The organism is Paenibacillus sp. sgz302148 (assembly GCF_056120465.1).
Genome location: NZ_JBVYOJ010000012.1, coordinates 152,827 through 171,291 on the forward strand (window position 1 = coordinate 152,827; position 18,465 = coordinate 171,291).

Genomic DNA, 18,465 nt, shown 5'->3' on the forward strand with positions numbered 1-18,465 from the left:
CCGACGAATCACATGCATGTTTTCCAGTTATTATTTCGCACATTCATTTTCGACGAATAAAATGTATGTTTTCCGGTCATTGGTTAGTTTGGCGACGAATCTACAATTGCAGCGGAATGAGTGCTTACATGCGAGCGAATTAGGAAATCCGCGCAACAACCAAGAACAAGCCTCCGAGCGAACTCGGAGGCTTGTTTGCAGTTGACTTCTACTTCGCAATCGGCGTTTTAGCGATTGCGAATCAATTTGGTGACGCGGCCGTAGCTGATCCATTCGACGACGTAAACGTCGCCGCGGGAATCGACGCAAATGCCATGCGGCGAATTGAACTTGTCAACTTCGAGTTCCGATGCCGGATGGTTCGGCCAACCCTCTTTCTTATACCCGTCGCCGGTGCCCAGGTGCACGATCAATCGGTCGTTTTTGTCCAGGATCGTAACCCGGCTGAACAAATCCGGCAAATACAGCTCGTCGTTATATTGAAAGAACGAGCACGGACCGTTCATCTCATCCGTAACGAATCGAATATGCTCGCCGTCCATCGTGAAAATTTGGATCCGCTTGTTCGAGCGGTCAGCCACGTACAACACCGGCTCCTCACCACGTGTATCGACCGAAATGCCATGCGGGCAGTCGAGTTGTCCGGGCTCCGATCCTTTGCCGCCCCACGAGCGGATGTACGAACCGTCGGCGCGGTAGTGGTGGATCCAGCTTTGTCCGTATCCGTCGCACACATAAATATCCCCGTTCGGTGCAACCGCAACGTCCGTCGGCACATACTTCCGCTCCGCATCGTAGACGTTCGGCAGATCGGGCGTTCCGATCGTCAACAGCTCCCGGCCGTCCAGCGTTGTTTTGACGACGATGCTGCGATGGACGTCAACCAAATACAAAAATTCCTGTTCGCCTTCGCGGTTCAGCAGCATGCCGTGCGCGCCCTCCGCAAACGCCTCTCCCCACGAATTCAAATAATTGCCCTCGCGATCGAACACAACGACCGCATGCTTGCTCATATTAAAAACGTAAACCCGATCCTGCGAGTCCGTCACGACGCCATGCGTGTAACCGAACTCAACGCCTGAAGGGAGCTTTGCCCAACCCTCCGCAATATCGTAAACGTGTGTGCCGTTGCCCATTTTCATGATCAAAACTCCTTTGCCACCTTGGATTGCCAGCACGGATTGACCGCTCAGCAACCTACATTATAGCGTTCGCCCACAGCCCTGTCTTTTAAGGATTCCGCCGTCTTTTTATACTTTTCGGCCGAATCGCATCGTTCAACGATAGCGGCGATGCCAGGGGCTTAGCTTCAATGTTCCGGCAGTTCGGGAATTCGCGAAAAAATATCGTTCATCGTAAAATTGGCGCATGTCGCCTTCGATGAACGGATCGGCTCGTCTTCGGCGTATACGTCGGCCAACTCATATGTTTTGTCGTGCAGCACGAATTGCTCCAACGTTTGGCTCGCAGGGTCGATCACCCAATATTCGGGGACGCCGTATCGGGCATACGCCTTCATTTTATGCACTTTGTCGCGCTTACGGGAATAAGGAGACAGGATCTCGACAATGAGGTCGGGTGAGCCTACGATTCCATGGTGCTGAACGATGGATATTCGTGAGCGGTGTATCATGACTAAATCCGGTTGCCGTACTTCGGTATCGGAAAGAATGACGTCGACCGGCGCGCTTATGATCAAAAAATGCTCTCTGCAGCTTTGCTTCAATAGCTGAAGGATCTCACCGCTGATGAATTGATGCGGCACGCTCGGCCCCGGGCTCATCAATTCCAATACGCCGTCCGCAATTTCATAACGGTTGCCATCATCCGGCAAGGAGGCATAAATTTCATAAGTGACCGGGTTTTCTCGTATGCGGTCCCGTTTTTTATCGGACGTCATCCTATTCTCTCCTTTCAAACACTCTAATGCCGATATTATATCATAGTTCGTTAAAGGGGAACGTACGTACTTTTATAGATTTCGAAAATAACCCGGTGACAATGGCTCCATCCGAAACGGAAAGAACATGTCCCCGCGCTCCAATACACTTCGAGTTACCGCCACATCGCCCAGCAGCGGCCCGGCGTCTCCACGCGGAACATCTCGACGTTGCCTTGGTCGGCTACGGTCACGTAGCAGGTACAGCCGTCCTCGCCCGCAAACGTCAGATTCGTGCAGTTTTTGCCGAACAGCTCGATCTCCCGCAGCAGCTCGCCTTCGGGCGAAAGCATGGCGACCGTGCCTTTGCCATACCGGGTGATGTACAAATTGCCGGCAGTGTCGCAACGCATCCCGTCCATCCCGTAATCGGGAAAATGATGCAGCAGCCGCTTGTTGCTCACGTCGCCGCCGGGGCTCAAATCGTAGCACCAGACGTTGCACTGCACCGACTCGTTCACGTACAGCCGCGTACCGTCCGGGCTTACTTCGATGCCGTTCGTCGTCCCCATGCCGCTTTCGAGCAGCGTCACTCGCCCGTCCGTATCGATTCGCCACAGCTGCCCGGTGCTGTCTCCCCAGTTCGGGTCGCTCGCGAACAAGGTGCCGTCCTGCGCGATGCAAATATCGTTCGGCTGGTTCATCGCCGGCTCGTGCGCATGAACGCGAATTTCGCGGGTACGCATGTCGACGCGCAAAATATTGTGGTTCGTATAATCGGCGATGAACATGTCGCCTTCGCGGTTAAAGCGGATGCCGTTGCCGATGCTGCCGTTCGGAAGTTCAAGGAACACGCTGGCCTCGCCTTGCGGCGTTACTTTGCCGATCGTATGCTGCCTTTCGTAATTGACGGCATACAGGTTGTCTTCACGGTCGCAGCCCGGACCTTCGATACCCGCGGTAAATCCGTGCGGCTCCGTAAAAACGCGACTTTTATACAGCTCCATCGATATTCTTCCTCTCATCGTTTCGTTATAAAAATTACGTCCCCAGTCGTTACCAATAAGTTCCTATGAATTGACTCTTTCATTCTAACAAAGCTTTAGGTCGCATGGAATATTTCTAGGCAAATCCAAACAGAAAAACGAGGATTCCGAACATTTTGCGCGTGTTCAGGTATTGTTGGGCAGCCCCAACAAAAAAAAGGCAAATCCAAACATGATACTCATGTTCAGACCCGCCTTTTTCGAAATATGTATGTACGTTGATGTTAAAGCTCGAATTTGGCAAAAGACTGCTCAAGCGACTGCGACACGTCCTGCAGTTCCTTGGATAGCTGCACAAGCCGGTCGCTGACGTGCGACTGTTCCGCCGACAGCGCCACGACCTCCTCGGTCGTCGCCGACGACTGCTCGGCAAACGCGCTCACATTGCTCATCGACGCCGCCAAAATATGCTGTGACTCGTTCAAGCTTTGCACATAACGGTTGACCTCGTTCAGCTGGCCGATAAATCGCTCCATATGCTGCTGCACCTGACGGAACGTAGCGCCGGCATCCTGCACGGACGTTGCTTGACGCTGGAAGAAAGGATACGCCTTCGACAGCGCTTCGACGCTATCGCCGATTTCGCTTTGGATTTGCTCGGCGACCGCGCCGACCTCTTGAATCGCTTGCTTCGATTGGTCGGCCAGGTTGCGGATTTCGTCCGCGACAACCATAAAGCCTTTGCCGGCCGCGCCTGCGCGGGACGCCTCGATGGCCGCGTTCAACGACAATATGTTCGTTTGCTTCATCATATTGTCCAGCACAAGCACGATGCGCCGAATCGAAACGGCGCTTCCCTTCAGCTGCTCGACCTTGTCTACGGCGGAACGGATCATGTTTTCCATGACCGACGTATCGGCAATCAAGCCCTGCATTTGCGAAACGCCTTGTTCGCCCGCTTCCAGCACCTCATGCGCATACCGGTCCATCGTATCGTTCGCTTCGACCATTTGCTTCATATGCTCGCCCATATCGTGCGTGAGCGAATAGCCTTTCTCCGATTCGAGGGCAAGGCTCGACGCGCCGGCCGCAATTTCCTCGGTCGCCTTGACGATGTGCTGCGCCGATTGCGATGTTTTTCCCGAAGCCCCGTGCAGCTCCCCGGATGTCGTCAAGACCGCGTGCGCGGACTGTCTGGACTGCCGGACGAGTCCGGTAATTTGCTCCATCATGTTGTTGAAGCTGTCGGCCAGCTGCCCCATTTCATCCCGGCGCCGCATACTCGCCCGCACGGAAAGCTTGCCTTCCGCTCCTTCTTGCATCAGATGGCGCACCTGCTGCAGCGGCCGCGAAATGATCCGCATCGCAAGTACGCCGATCACCGCCGCAATCAGCAAGGCGACAATTGCCGTCACCCACGTCGCCGTAAAAATTTTCGTCGTTTCGTCGGTAAGTTCTTTTTCGGCAACCGTTCCGAATAAACGCCAGCCGTTCGATTTCAGAGGGTACTGTACGACAAGACGCGATTCGCCTCCTGCATCTTGCGCGAAAAACGAAGGTTCCGCAGCGGCCTCAAGATAGGCAGGCGAAGCTTGCTCAATTTGTTTTTTGTCGCTTGCATAGATCGCTTTTTTCTGGCCTCCGACGACGTACAGCTCAGCCGATTCCCCTAGCTTCAGCAAAGCAAGCTGTGAAGAAAGTGAGTCCAGCTTGATCTCAAACAGCAGCACCGCGGAAATTTCCGTCGTTTTGGAATCCCGCAGCACGCGGGCTAAGCCGAAGCTAGGCACCTTCGCGTTGACAAGCCCGCCGACTTTGGAATCAAGCCAAACCGCTTTGCCGTTCGCTTCCACGGTTTTGGTGAACCACGACTGATCACCAACCTGCAAAATAAAAGAACTGGCGCCCGTACCCGTCAGAAGAGCCCCTTTCGGATCGTACAAGGCCATCGCCTGCAAGGACCGGTTCAGCGAAAAATAATTCCCCATCGCCGTGGAAACTTGCTCCCGCGCTTTGCTGCTGACTTCGACGTCGCTTGAGGAGGCTAGCTTCTGAATCCCTTCCTGCACGTCGGTATCAAGCGATACCCGCATCGACAAGTCCTGAAAATCCTGCATGTACGATTCCAGCTTATCTCCCGTCTGCGTCACGGTTTGCAGCGTCGACTCGGCCAGCTTGTCCTTCACGATGCTTTTCGAGATGCTGTAAGAGACGGCGCCTAGGCCAACGACCAGCGTCACGATCGTGACGAAGAAAAGAATGAACAGCTTGGCTCCGACCGAACGCCGAAACGGAAAAATCGATTGCAGCTTCATTTTGTCACCGCTTTCATTTCTAAATTATGTATAAATTTACTCCACGAAGGCAAGGAGGGGTTGCCCCCTCCGGTATTAACCGCCCCGCGAAGTAAAAATCGATGAATCGATGAGTGCTATTTCAAGCTCAAGGTGTAGGATACGATTTTCGCCGGATCGACGACGGATTGTACGCGTCCTGCACCGTCCTGTACCGCAGCGGACAGCTGCTCCTCCAGCACGTTGCTCGCGTACACCTTCGCGGCCGATGCCGCCTTTAGGCCAAACGACAGCTGCTTCGGCTCGCGGGATACGCTGAACCAACGCGCGACAACGTCGCCGGTTTCCTCCGATGCTTTGAGCGTCGAGAATGCCACGGCTTCGCCGTTCCACTCGAGCGCGGCGTGCTCCGCAGGTAGCGAGCCTGCGCGAACCGCCGTTTGCTTCACCGTCCAAGGCGTCTGGAACTGATACGCCTGTGCGTAAGCGCCGGATTCCACGACATCACCGCGATGCGGAATGATCTGGAACTGCACCGTGTTCTCGCCAAGGCATTGCGCCTCCGGCGTCGGGAACAAGCCCCAGTCGCCCAGCTCGCCGACCGCGCGCAGCAGTGTCAGCGCAATCGTATTGCGGCCGTCGCGCAGCACCTCGTATTCTGGCAAGCCGAAGTTCGCGACCGTCAGCCCCGCTTTGCCGTCGCTGACGCTGACGAACGCTTGCTGATGATGCGAATAATCCGGATTGAGCCATTCCTGTGCAGGCGTGTTGGCGCGCTTCGCAATCTCGAAGATCGAGTCCACGGCATGCACATCTGCCGTCAGGTCGGTCGGGAACAACGCCCGTAAGCGGTGATCCTTGGCCGCATTGTTAAAGCTCGTTTGCACCGATACGGCCTTGCCGTTCCGTTCCAGGCTGACGACAGTGCGGATCGTAAACGGCACCATGCGCTCCGAACGTTTCGATTTCCGGTTCGTGAACCAGACAAGCTCTTGCATTTCCTCCGCAAGCTTCTCGTCGGCGCTTGCCGGAATCGACCACTCGTGAACGATTTCGAACGAGGCGCGGTACGGCGTATTTTCAACGACCGAGATTGTCGCAGGAAGCCCCGCGGTAGTCAACGGCACACCTTCATAAGCTTGTTTATACATATATTCGTTGCCGACATCGCCGGAATTTTCATAAACGAGCAAACCGTTAAACGTTTGTCCGCTTGCTTTGTCCGTCAGGCTCAGCGAGCCGTCGTCCGCGATGCGAACCGTCAGATGCGCATTGTCCAGCGTCCGGCCGTCCGCCAGAAGCGATGCGGCGGCAGGAGCTGCTGCTTCTTTCGCGGTGACGAATGCGTACGTTTTGAGGCCGAGCGCAGGCACTTGCTCCGCTTCGAACGTCAGCTTCACGCGGCGGGTGAAATACGGCTGGCGGAACTTGTCATCCGGCAAATCGTAGCCGAACTGCAAGCCCAGATCCTCCATCGTATAGGCAACCGGGCGGCCTGCCGCATCGATGAGCGTTTTGCCTTCAAGCGGCTCGGCTTTGACGCGTCTGCGCATCTCGTCGAAGCCGATGCCTTCGCGGAAATAAACCCGCTTCACGTCGACCTCCACCGTCACGACGCCGCTGCGCGACCATCCGGACGTATTGAACACGACAACCGGCGCTGCATCGTCGCCCCATGCGGCGAAACGGCTCGTATCGACCTTGTCCGCGATCGCCGTCGCGCTGCCGTCGATGATCGCTTCCGCGACATGCTTGCTCTTCGCGAAGCGCGTTTCCATCTCGCGGTGAACTTCGTCCACGCTGCAGCCGCAAATGCTGTCGTGCGGATGGTTCTGCATCAGCGTTTTCCACGCGTATTTCAGCTTATGGTGCGGGTACGCCTCTCCCAGCATATACGCATACGCGGCGAGCGGCTCGGCCGCTTTTTCCAGCAGCGATTGGCTCGTCTGGTTCATCTGCTTTAGATAGATGCGGGACGACGCCGTATTGACGAGCGTTCCCCAGCCGTCGGTCCGCTGGCTGCGCAACTCGCCGTCGATGACCGCGAGGTCGCTCGGCAGCTCTTCTTTCACTTGCTTCACGTAGTCGTCGAAATTCGAATGCACGAACTCGACGTCGTCATGCAGCTCGTTCGCCAGGCGAATCGCCTCGGACAGGTCGCGCTGAATCGGCTGGTGATCGCAGCCGTTCATGAACAGCAGGTGCCGCGTCGAAGCGAACTTCCCGGCGCTATCCAGCTTTTTGCGCCAATAGTCAAGCGCTTCCTCGCGATTTGCCGGCACTTCGTTGCCGTTGCTGTACCAGTTGGCGAACAGGATGCCGAGCACCTCGGAGCCGTCGGGGGAGCGCCACATCATCTCCGAATACGGCGATTCGAAGCTGTCCGCTTCGCTGACGACGTTGTTGAAGCCGGTCGGCTTCACGCCGCGTCCGAACACGGCCGCATCGATGCCCGCCTGCTGCAAAATTTGCGGCGCCTGGCCCATGTTGCCGAACGAATCCGGGAAGTAGCCCAGCTTCGAAATCGCGCTGCCGAACGTCCGTGCGTCCTGATGGCCGACAAGCAGGTTACGCAGGTTCGCCTCGCTGCTCGTCAGGAATTCGTCCTGCAGGATATACCAAGGTCCGATATGAATGCGCCCTTCGCGAATATACCGCTCCAGCGCTTCCCGTTTGTCGGGGCGGACCTGCAAATAATCGTCCAAAATAATCGTTTGCCCGTCGAGATGGAAGCTGCGGTATTCTTGATCGTTCTCAAGCGTCTCCAGCAAGACGTCCATCAAATCGACGAGCATCATGTGATGCTTTTCGTAAGGCAAATACCATTCGCGGTCCCAGTGGGTGTGCGAAATGATATGCGCCGTCTTTTTATTTTGCATATATGCTGTTCCTCCAGAAGCGAATTAAATCTGTCCCGACTTCGCAAGCTTGTAAATCAGCTCTGCGAACAAGCTGTTCGACCATGCGAACCATTCCCGCGTAAATTGAGCCGGATCGTCCACGTTGAAGCCTTCGTGCATGTAGCCCGTACCGCCGTCCGTTTCAGTCAGCAGCTTCACGAGCATGGCGATTTCCTGCGGATCGGTCGACGTCAGCGCCTGCATCGACAAGGCGATATGCCAGATGTAGTTTTTCGGCGTATGCGGGCTGCCGATCCCTTTGGCCGCCGTCCCTTCGTAGAAGTACGGATTTTCTTCGCTCAAAATGAATTTGCGCGTATTTTGGTAAATCGGATCGTCCGCCGACACGTAGCCTAGGTACGGAATCGACAGCAAGCTAGGCACGTTCGCGTCGTCCATCAGGTTGTAGTTGCCGAAGCCGTCCGTTTCGTAAGCGTAAATTTTGCCGTATTTCGGGTGGCGGTAAATGCCGTAATTTTGAATGCCGTAGTCGATATCGTCGCGCAGCAGCTTCGCTTTCAGCTCAAGATCCTGATCGTCGAAAATATCGCGTGCGATTTCTTCCAAGTAACGCAAGACGACAACCGCGAACATGTTCGCCGGAATCAGGTAGCCGAACGTGCAAGCGTCGTCGCTCGGACGGAAGCCCGACCAAGTCATGCCCGTATAGTTGACCGGCATGCCCATACGGTTGTTGCGAAGCGTGTCCGTCGGCGGGCAGTTGACGCGGGCGAAACGGTATTGCGACAGCTCGAAATGGCGCTGCTCCGTCTTCCACAGCTCCACGATCAGATGGGCCGCGCGTTGGAACTGCTTGTCGAACATGCCGGTTTTGCCGGTTTCTTTCCAGTACAAGTAGCTTAATTGGATCGGATAGCAAAGCGAGTCGATTTCGTATTTGCGCTCCCAAACCCAAGGGTTAATATCGGTAAAATCGGTCTCCCAACGCTTGTTGTTCGGCTCATCGTTGAACGCATTGGCGTAAGGATCGATATGAATGCACATGATTTGGCGTTTGACCAAGCCTTCGATGATTTGCTGCAGCTCTTCGTCCTGTGCCGCAAGCGGCAAATAATGACGCACTTGCGCGCTCGAATCGCGCAGCCACATCGCCGGGATGTCGCCGGTGAATACGAACGAGGTTCCGTCTTCCAGCTTGCGGGTCGTCGTCTCCAGCGTGTTCGGGAAGCAATTTTTGAACATTTGTGCGAGCTTCGGGTTATGGGCCAGCTTCGTCTCCATTTCGGAAAGCGCCTGCTGAACCGCGAGAGGTAATTTGGACAAGGGAATGTGCTCCTTTCGTATGTCAAAACCGGATGCTAGGGGGTAAACGGTAAACAACTGTAAAACATGTCCTTAATTTCATTGATCTTAGCTTTTGGAGAATAACAGGAAAAACTGCATCTATTTTGAAGGAAGATCAATTCTTTTGAGAAAAGAGGACAATTTAACTACACATTATCCAGTTATTTTCCTCAGAACGTGTTTTCCTCAAATTTTAACTGTACCTTTTCCCGTTATTTCTCCATGTGCGCTAAAGAGTCATCTCGAGGAATCACAGATTTCGCTACCGTTTACCCGCCTATCGTTATCATTAACGTTTTACTTCTTCAGGTCGATCAGGAAAGTCAAAATTTCGTACGGGTTGATCGTAAATTCCAGACGATCGCTCGCCGTCTTGTCGCCGATCGGCTGCTCGAGCAGATTGCACGCCGTCCAGGACTCGATCGCCAGATCGCTCGTAACGACGACTTTCTCGCGTCCGCCTGCAAATTCATGCACGCGCAGTACAAGCGTGTTCTCGTCCTCGGCTTTTTTGACCGCGTCGACGACAACGTTGGCGGACGAAATCGCGAACAGCGACAACTTCTTCGAATCGCCGTCAAGCGCTCCGCGCACGTGCGTCAGCGGGTTGTTCAGCTCCCAAGCCTCGCGCACCGTGCCGCCTACATGCCAATCGCCGCGGTGCGGCAGCAGCGAATACGTGAACTGGTGATGGCCTTGATCGGCCTCGATATCCGGGTATACGGCCGATTTGATCAGCGACAAACGCATGACGTTGTCCTTGATGTCATAGCCGTATTTGCAATCGTTCAGCAAGCTGACGCCGTATCCGCGCTCGGATAGGTCGGCCCATTGGTGCCCGACCGTTTCGAACCGCGCGTAATCCCAGCTTGTGTTCCAATGCGTCGGACGCTTCACGTTGCCGAATTGAATGTCGTACGTCGCTTCCGTTGCGCGGATCGCAACCGGGAACGCGGCTTTCAGCAGTCGGCGGCGTTCATGCCAGTCGGCTTCCGTGCGGAAGTCGATCCGGCGGCTGTCCGCGTACACCGTCATCTCCTGCGTAATCGTCGAATCCTTGTACGTCCACTTGAACCGGACGACGGCACGCAGCGCGCCGTTCTCGATCACTTCCGCCGATTGCAGCGCCGCAACCTCTTCCATCTTCTCCTGGTAGAACAAATCGATATCCCACGCGTCGTGCGCCAGCGGCTTATCCTCGAACACTTGCAGCACGTTGCCGCGCTCGCCGGAAGCGAGCACTTCGCGGCCGTTCTCGATGTCGTACACGCGCGTCAGCTGGCCGTTCGCGTTCCACTCGATTTCGTAATGCGGCGTATTGATGCCGCTCGCAAGCGGTGCAAACGCAGGCTCCTCAGCCGATCCGGCAGCGCCGGCTTGGAACGTGATCGTCGTCAGGCCAAGCGACGGTACGCCCGTATCGGCAACGAGCCAGCTGTCGCCGGAACGCTGCGCGCGAAGCGCACTGCCGTCGGCGGCGAGCCAAGTACCGGACTCCATGCCCGCCGATGCGTCGATCCGAACAAGGTCGCCGCGCTCCCACGAAGCGGAGTTCAATACGGTGAACGATTGCCCTTCAGCCGCAACCGTACCGGCTACTACGCCGCTCGCTGCCGCTGTCCACGCATCCTTGCCGATCGCTTCCGCTTCGGCGTATTCGATCGTGCTGTCCTCGTATACCTCGCGGATCGACGATCCCGGAATGATGTCGTGGAACTGATTGCGCAGGATGATTTTCCAGCCTTCGGTCAGCTCCGATTGGCGGTAGCCCGCCCAGCTTCCGTTCAGCGCCGCTTGCAGCGAGCCGAGCCATTCCGTCTCGCGGTACAGCAGCTCCAGCTTGCGGTTCATCAACTTGTTATAGGCTTGGCTTGTATATGTGCCGCGGTGATATTCCAGATACAACTCGCCGTCCCATGTGTGCACATAACTGTCGGTTTCCGCCACGCGTTCTTGAAGCCCTTGGAAGAACGAGTCGGCTGTACCGGTCGTCACGTGCGGCATGCCCGGCATGCGGTCGAACCGGCGGCGCATTTCGAGCATTTCGCGGTTAACCCCGCCGCCCCCGTCGCCGTAGCCGTACGACAGCAGCAGCTCCTGGTTGATTTCCTTGTCGCGGTAGCCGTCCCAAATGCCTTTGACCGTCTTCGCCGTAATTTGCCCGTTGTACGTGTAGAACCACGATCCCGGCTGCGACCACGGCTCCGGCGTCGTGATGAAATGGGTCATCACCTCGGTGCCGTCGATGCCGCGCCAGCGGAACGTATCGTGCGGCATCCGGTTGTACTGGTTCCAGCTGATCTTCGTCGTCATGAACGTGTTGATGCCCGACTTTTGCAAAATTTGCGGCAGCGCCCAGCTGTAGCCGAACACGTCCGGCAGCCACAAGTAGCGGCATTCTACGCCGAATTCGTTACGCAGGAATCGCGTGCCGACGAGCAATTGGCGAACGAGCGACTCGCCGCTCGTCAAGTTGCAATCCGCTTCAAGCCACATGCCCCCGCCGGCTTCCCAGCGTCCTTCGGCCACGCGCTCGCGAATTTTCTCGTACAGCTCCGGATAATCGTTCTTTACGTATTCGTACAGCTGCGGCTGCGTTTGCAGGAAGACGTATTCCGGGAACCGCTCCATCAGACGAAGTACGGTCGAGAACGACCGGGCGCATTTTTCCCGCGTATGCTTCAATCTCCACAGCCACGCTACGTCGATATGCGTATGCCCGATGCACTGCACCGTTACGTTGTGATGCTTCTCCATCGCCGCGAGGCGTTCGTTCAGGTCGGCATGCGCCGCGTACAGTGATTCGTAAAACGCATCCGAACCCGGACGCGACCAATCGATCAGACGAAGCATCTTATCGAGCGCCGCCGTCAGCTGCACCCGGTTCGGATCGTTCGCATCCAACACGCGCGTCGTGTCGTATGCGGCCCAAGCCGTGTAATACAAGTCGTCGATCGTCTCGTCCAGCCAGCAAACCTCGGCCAGCTTGATTTCGTGCTCTTGATCCGCCGGATGTCCGCCCCCTTCAAGCCCCGACCACAAGCGGAAATCGAAGGCATAGGCGCTGCCTGCTGCAGCTTCCGGAAGGAAAACCTCTTTATGATTGGAGTCTACGCCTTGGTAAGGCTGACCGTTCAAATATAATAACGATTCAAAACCGGAGTTGTTGCCGCCCCCGGTATTGCCGAAATCGAAACGCCCGAGCGCTTTGCGGCCGGCCCAAGCTGCGGGGATGTCTACCGAAGCCGTCAGCCAAACATACAAATCGCGGCCTTTCCAGCGCTCTCCCGTCGTAATTGTCGATCCTTCTCCCGCTCCGGGCGGCTTTGCGCCGATTTCCCCAGCTTCATCCACAATCATCCGAAATCCGGGAATCTTAATGGAATCCCTATAACGGTATCCTGCGATTTCCCGAATTCTAGCTTCGATTTTTGATCCGGTTAAAAACACGAATGTGCCCCCTCATCCTGCAATGCCGCCACTTAAACCGGTCCGATGGACGGACGCTCGATCAGCTTGACCGGCATGACGATTTTTTCTTCTATGATTTCATTCGATTCGATTGAACGCACGATCATTTCTGCCGCTTTTCGTCCAATCGCATAAAAATTTTGCTCGACCGTCGTCATCGGAATATCGAGATGTCTGCTGATCTCGTTATTGTCGAATCCGGCGATCGATAAATCCTCCGGCACCTTGAGGCCAAGCTCAAGCGCCGTCTTTAACAGATCGATGGCCAGCAGATCGTTTTCCGCCTGCACCGCCGTAATTTTTAACTGCAGCAGCCGTTCAAGCTGCTTCCGAAGAAATTTCCGTTCCGTATCGCCTACGGTTTGCTGGACGAAATCCAATACGACCAAATCGGATTCGATCGTCAGACCGCCGTCCCGCAGCGCCCGGCAATAGCCGTAGTAACGATTGCGCACCGACGTCGTCGACTCGATGCTCACGCTGGATATAAAGGCGATCTTTCGGTGTCCGAGCTCGATCAGCCGCTTCGTGACGGCATATCCCCCGCCGAAATTGTCCGATACGACGCTTGCGACCGGCAGGCATTCGTAATACTTGTCGATCGTGACGATCGGGAACCGGTCCATATACAGCTTGTGGACGGCAGCCAAATTTTTAATGTCTTCGATCGGGTAAAAAATAATGCCGCTGATGCCTTTACTCGGCAACGTTTCCAGATGCTCGCGTTCTTTATACGGATTTTCGGAGGTCGTATGGATGCTCAAATAATAACCCGTTTCATCCAAATAATCCGAGGCGCCGCGGATGTAACCCGTTAACCCGGTGGAATCGGTAAAAGGCAGCACCATCGCAACGATTTTCGGCCTTTGCCCCGGCGATGGATGAACAACGGAAAGCGCTCCCGGTTCGGAAAACTGCAAAGGCTTGCGTTCCGATTTCGGCTTCACATAACTGCCGCTGCCCCTTCTGCGCACGATGTATCCATCCCGTTCAAGCTCGCTCAGCGCACGTTTCGATGTGATCCGGCTGACTTGAAACATGTCGGCCAATTCCGTTTCCGTAGGCAGCTGCTGATCGGCGGCATAATGGCCGCTTTCGATTTGTTCCTTCAAATGATCATAAATAACGCTATAAAGCGGTTTGTTGTTATCCAAAGCTTATCACTTCCCACAAAGGAAATTTGATATGTCTTTTGTCAACAACTGAGTATATCGGAGTGTCGGAGATATGAAAGTTAAAAAACGGTTTTCTCCGTCCAGACACACGTATCCAGCGTCCGAATACTCAGTTCTATTATATGATTGATTTGAATGCATGTAAACAATAGATATATCTTTTACGAAAAATCAGATCATTTTTTGATATCATATTCGATTCCAGCTATATTTTATTGGATATGATATATCAAAATGCAGGTTTACCCAGCGGAAGCACGCGCCAGCGCAGCCTGAACCGCCTTGATTTTTTCCGGATCGATCGGTTCCAGCGCTCCGCCGCGGACGCGGACGCCCGTGCCGAAGTGCACCTGCGGCACGCCGGTTGCGCGGACGAACGCTTCGACCGCATCCAGGCTCAGGCCGCTTCCCGCCAGGATGGAGAGCTGCGACCCGCGGCTTTGCTCGACGAGCTGCTTCACCTCGGAGACCGCATCCAGCACGCTTGGTTTGCCGCCGGACGTCAAGACTGCCTTAATCTGCGGATATCGCAGCAGAATGTTCAGCGCTTCCGTCAAGCTCGCCGCCTCGTCGATCGCACGGTGGAACGTCACCCACATGTCTCCCGCCTGCTCCAAAAACAGCTCCAGGCTCGGCACGTCGATCGCGCCTTCCTTCGTCAACGCGCCAACGACGATGCCATGCGCCCCCGTCTCGCGGATGAGGCGAATATCCCGCTGCATCGTGCGCACGTCGTCGGCATCGTAGACGAAGGAGTGGCTGTGCGGCCGAATCATCACGTTCACAGGAATCGTGACGGCTTTGACGACCTCTTCCACCAAGCCCAGACTAGGCGTCAGCCCGCCTTCCTTGATGGCCGTAATCAGCTCGATCCGATTCGCGCCGCCCGCTTGGGCGGCTTTGGCTTCGGTCACCGTCGTAGCAATAACTTCAAGTATCATCTTCGTCGTTCTCCTTTAGACTTATATCATTGGTTCGGAAAAAGCTCCGAAGCGAATCCCCGCTTTGCGGTAATTATTTCGCCAGCTCGTACAATGTTTTGGCATAGATGGCCGATGCAAGCAGCAGATCGTCGATCCACGCATGCTCGTCCACTTCGTGATACGTCGCTTGGCGTCCGGGGAACAACGGTCCGAAAGCAACGCCGCTCGACATCGTCCGCGCGTATGTCGCGCCGCCCGACGTCAAAAGCTCCGCTTCGGTTCCGGTCATCTCGCTGTATACCCGCTGCAGCGTCTGAATAAACGGATGATTCTTCGGCACGTGATGCGCGTTCGAAAGCTCAACCTCGACGGTTTGCCAGCCGAACTGCTCGATCCGGCGCACGAGCAAATCCCGATGGGCCGCTCCGTCTACCGTTGCCGGAAAGCGGATATTCAGCTTGAGTTCCGCAGCCCGATCCGCGCCTTCTCCGCGTCCGTCATAACGAATGACGCCCGTATTCAGGGACAGCTTGCCCGTCACGTCATCCTCGCAGGCAATGCCGAACGCAAAGCCTTCGTCGTCCTTATGCAGCACATCGGCCAGCATATTCAGGAACTGCTCGTCCAAACCTTGGAATTCCAGCTTCTGCAAATAGACGGCCAGGTACGTGCCGGCATTGATCCCTTTTTCCGGCTCCATGCCATGCGCCGATCTGCCGCGCAGCACGAAGGTAGCGGTCCGATCCGCCGCGACCTTGACCCGTCCCTGCAAGCCGTGCGACTGCAAATAGCCGGCATATCCGCGCTCCAGATCTTCCACGCTCGTGTCGTTGCTTTCCTCCAGGCGAACAACGGCAACGGCTTCCTCCGGAACGACGTTAATTCGTTCACCGGCAGTGAAACTGAGCAGCCGCACGGCAGCCGCCGGACCGAAGCCTTCTTTCTCCGCTTCGCCGCGCAGCGCGATGACCGGATTCAGCTGGCCTTTCTCCGCATGGATAATCGGGAATTCCGCATCCGGCGAGAAGCCGATCTCCGGCAGCTTCTCCAGCTCGCCGTACCGCTTCATGCAGAGCCAGCCGCTTTCTTCGTCGGTGCCAAGGATGAAGCGTACGCGCTTCGTGAGCGGGAGCCCGGAATCCTGCAGCAGCTTCATCGCGAAATAGGCGCTCACCGCAGGCCCCTTGTCGTCGATCGCGCCGCGGGCATATATTTTGCCGTCTTGGATATGCGGCGTAAACGGAGGATGCGTCCAGCCGTCTCCCGTCGGCACAACGTCAACGTGCGCGAGTACGCCGACTTCCTCTTCGCCTTCGCCTAATTGAATATATCCGGCATAGCCTTCCACGTTCTTCACTTTGAAGCCGTCGGCTTCCCCTTTGCGCAGCATAAAAAGAAGCGCTTCCGATATCCCTTCGCCGAAAGGTTTGTCTTCAGAAGCGCTAGCCGGATCTTCCACACTCGGAATGGACAAAAATTGCACCAATGTTTCGATAAACGATTCGCGGTATTGTTCGATTTGTTGCTTCCAGTCGATCGACAATTTGATCCCTCTTCTCTTGTTATGTACCCGCAGTCCCGCAGTCCGCCATCCAATCCGCGGAAATTGCAACAATAGCTGCGGTCCGCCCGGAAAGCGAAGAAGAACGCTTCCCGGACAAGCCGCAGCCTTATGCCTATTCCTTAGCAATATAGAATTTATAATTTTGGAGCTTTACTTATTATGTTATTATGGTCCGGCAGTCTTTTCAACTATACGGATGCGCCAACCCGTTCCGCTACGAAATCGGCGAGCAAACGCGAGCCGAAGCCGGTTGCGCCTTCGATCAAATACCCTTTCGTCGAGCCGATATCCTTCGGACCCGCCATGTCGACGTGCGCCCATTTCATCGAACGGTCGACGAATTTGCGCAGGAACAGCGCGGCAGTAATCGCGCCGCCATACGGACTCGTGCTGATGTTGTTCGTGTCCGCGTAATGGCTTGCGAGCGTCGGCTCATAATCGTCCTCGAGCGGCATCGGCCATACTTTGTCGCCGCTCTTCGCGCCTGCGCGCGACAACGCCGACACGAGCTCGTCCTCGCCCCAGAGGCCGGCGATCCGCACGCCAAGCGCAACGCCGCAAGCGCCCGTCAGCGTCGCGATGTCGACCGCTTCCGCCGCGCCCAGCTCATGCGCGCGAATGAGCGCGTCGGCGAGCACGAGGCGCCCTTCGGCGTCGGTGTTGCCGACTTGAACGGACACGCCGTTCCGGTAGCTGATCACTTCGCCCGGCAAGAGCGACGTGCCGCTAGGCATGTTCTCCGCCGCGGCGATTAAGCCTACGACATTGGCGCGAATGCCTGCCGTCGCGATAATGTCGAATGCGCCGACAACGGCGGCAGCGCCGCCCATGTCGATTCGCATGTCGCTAATGTCGCGGCCGCTCTTCAAGCTGATGCCGCCGGTATCGAACGTAATGCCTTTGCCGACGAGCGCAATGAGCGGAAGCGACGGATCGGTGCAATATTTCAGCTCGATATAAGCCGGTCCGTTCGCGCTGCCTTTGCCGACGGCGATAATGCCGTTCATTTGCATCGTTTGCAGGTCGGCCCCTCTGAAGATATCCACTTTAACTTCCGTTCCCGCGAAATGAGCCGCTACCCGCTCCGCGAACACGATCGGACGAAGCGATTGCGGCGGCTCGTTGCCGAAATCGCGCGCCGTGATCGTACCCTTGGCGCGAACGCTGCCCGTATGTACCGCAGCTTGCAGCGCTTCTTCGCCTAGGCCGGCATCGGCGAAGCCTACCGCGGCTACGGTCCGCTCCGCTTTTTTCGCTTTGTACGCGTCGAACGCGTACGTGCCGAGCAGTTGGCCTTCGACCCAAGCCGTTACGGCTGCTTCCGCCGAGACGCCGGCACCGCGCAGCGCTTCTTCGGCCAGCTCGAAGCGGATCGTCGCTTGCGCGGCCTTCTCCGCATTCAGCGCGCGTCCCGCGGTACCCGCCGCTTCGCGCAATCGCTCTGCCGTAGCCGCATCGCCAAGTCCAACGACGAGAATGTTCGCTTCGCCGTCACGACCATATAGCCACACGGCCGAACCGCGCTCGCCCATCGCAGGGCGCAGCTTAATGCCGCCTAGCACGGCGTTATCGATTGTTCCTTTAACCACGGGATATACGACAACTTGCTCTTCTGCCGCTTTTCCGTTCAACCATTGAATTGTCATATCGCTCATCACCGCTTTTCTATTATTTTTTAACCATTGGATTGTTCTTGCATTGCTCGAATCGGTCTTCATGTACGAGTACTGCCGCTTTTTCGCCCGGCAACTTCTACTTCACGCACTATTGCCTATACCTAGTAATCATGAATTAACTTTTACTCATTACTGCTCATACTGCTCATACTGCTGCATTCGCCATGCAATAGCTGGCCATCTTGCATCAGTATTTACATCTACTTCTACATCTACTTCTACTTCTACATCTGCTTTCTACATCTACTACTTCTACATCTGCTTCTACTTACGAATCTAATCCGCATCCGCC

At 55.9% G+C, this 18,465-nt stretch carries 11 protein-coding genes; all 11 read right to left on the minus strand.

Features of this window, described 5'->3' with window-relative positions; genetic code table 11:
• Positions 1–227: 227 nt before the first annotated feature.
• Positions 228–1,142 (minus strand): NHL repeat-containing protein, encoded by a 915-nt coding sequence (locus tag AC0LWM_RS18990; protein WP_474676558.1) that lies wholly within the window; start codon positions 1,140–1,142, stop codon positions 228–230.
• A gap of 167 nt (positions 1,143–1,309) precedes the next feature.
• Positions 1,310–1,900, minus strand: coding sequence for a Uma2 family endonuclease (locus AC0LWM_RS18995; protein ID WP_474676559.1), 591 nt, complete (start codon positions 1,898–1,900; stop codon positions 1,310–1,312).
• A gap of 155 nt (positions 1,901–2,055) precedes the next feature.
• The gene (locus AC0LWM_RS19000; protein ID WP_474676560.1) at positions 2,056–2,886 is read right to left on the minus strand and encodes an SMP-30/gluconolactonase/LRE family protein; all 831 of its coding nucleotides are present in this window, start codon (positions 2,884–2,886) and stop codon (positions 2,056–2,058) included.
• A gap of 263 nt (positions 2,887–3,149) precedes the next feature.
• Positions 3,150–5,180 (minus strand): methyl-accepting chemotaxis protein, encoded by a 2,031-nt coding sequence (locus AC0LWM_RS19005; RefSeq protein WP_474676561.1) that lies wholly within the window; start codon positions 5,178–5,180, stop codon positions 3,150–3,152.
• 116 nt (positions 5,181–5,296) lie between these two features.
• Positions 5,297–8,038: an alpha-mannosidase gene (locus tag AC0LWM_RS19010; RefSeq protein WP_474676562.1), complete on the minus strand. Its 2,742-nt coding sequence runs from the start codon at positions 8,036–8,038 to the stop codon at positions 5,297–5,299.
• A gap of 24 nt (positions 8,039–8,062) precedes the next feature.
• Entirely contained in the window at positions 8,063–9,343 is a 1,281-nt protein-coding gene (locus AC0LWM_RS19015) for a glycoside hydrolase family 125 protein (protein ID WP_474676563.1), read from the minus strand.
• A 318-nt stretch (positions 9,344–9,661) separates the two neighbouring features.
• Complete coding sequence (locus AC0LWM_RS19020) at positions 9,662–12,814, minus strand: alpha-mannosidase (RefSeq protein ID WP_474676564.1); 3,153 nt, start codon at positions 12,812–12,814, stop codon at positions 9,662–9,664.
• Positions 12,815–12,846: 32 nt separating this feature from the next.
• Positions 12,847–13,989 carry a GntR family transcriptional regulator gene (locus tag AC0LWM_RS19025; protein ID WP_474676565.1) on the minus strand — a complete coding sequence of 381 codons (1,143 nt, stop codon included), beginning with the start codon at positions 13,987–13,989 and terminating at the stop codon, positions 12,847–12,849.
• A gap of 263 nt (positions 13,990–14,252) precedes the next feature.
• A complete protein-coding gene (locus AC0LWM_RS19030; RefSeq protein WP_474676566.1) occupies positions 14,253–14,951 on the minus strand; it encodes a copper homeostasis protein CutC in 699 nt (232 codons plus the stop codon).
• Between the two features lie 73 nt (positions 14,952–15,024).
• Entirely contained in the window at positions 15,025–16,476 is a 1,452-nt protein-coding gene (gene pepV / locus AC0LWM_RS19035) for a dipeptidase PepV (protein WP_474676567.1), read from the minus strand.
• A 209-nt stretch (positions 16,477–16,685) separates the two neighbouring features.
• The gene (locus AC0LWM_RS19040; protein ID WP_474676568.1) at positions 16,686–18,143 is read right to left on the minus strand and encodes a leucyl aminopeptidase family protein; all 1,458 of its coding nucleotides are present in this window, start codon (positions 18,141–18,143) and stop codon (positions 16,686–16,688) included.
• Positions 18,144–18,465 lie beyond the last annotated feature (322 nt).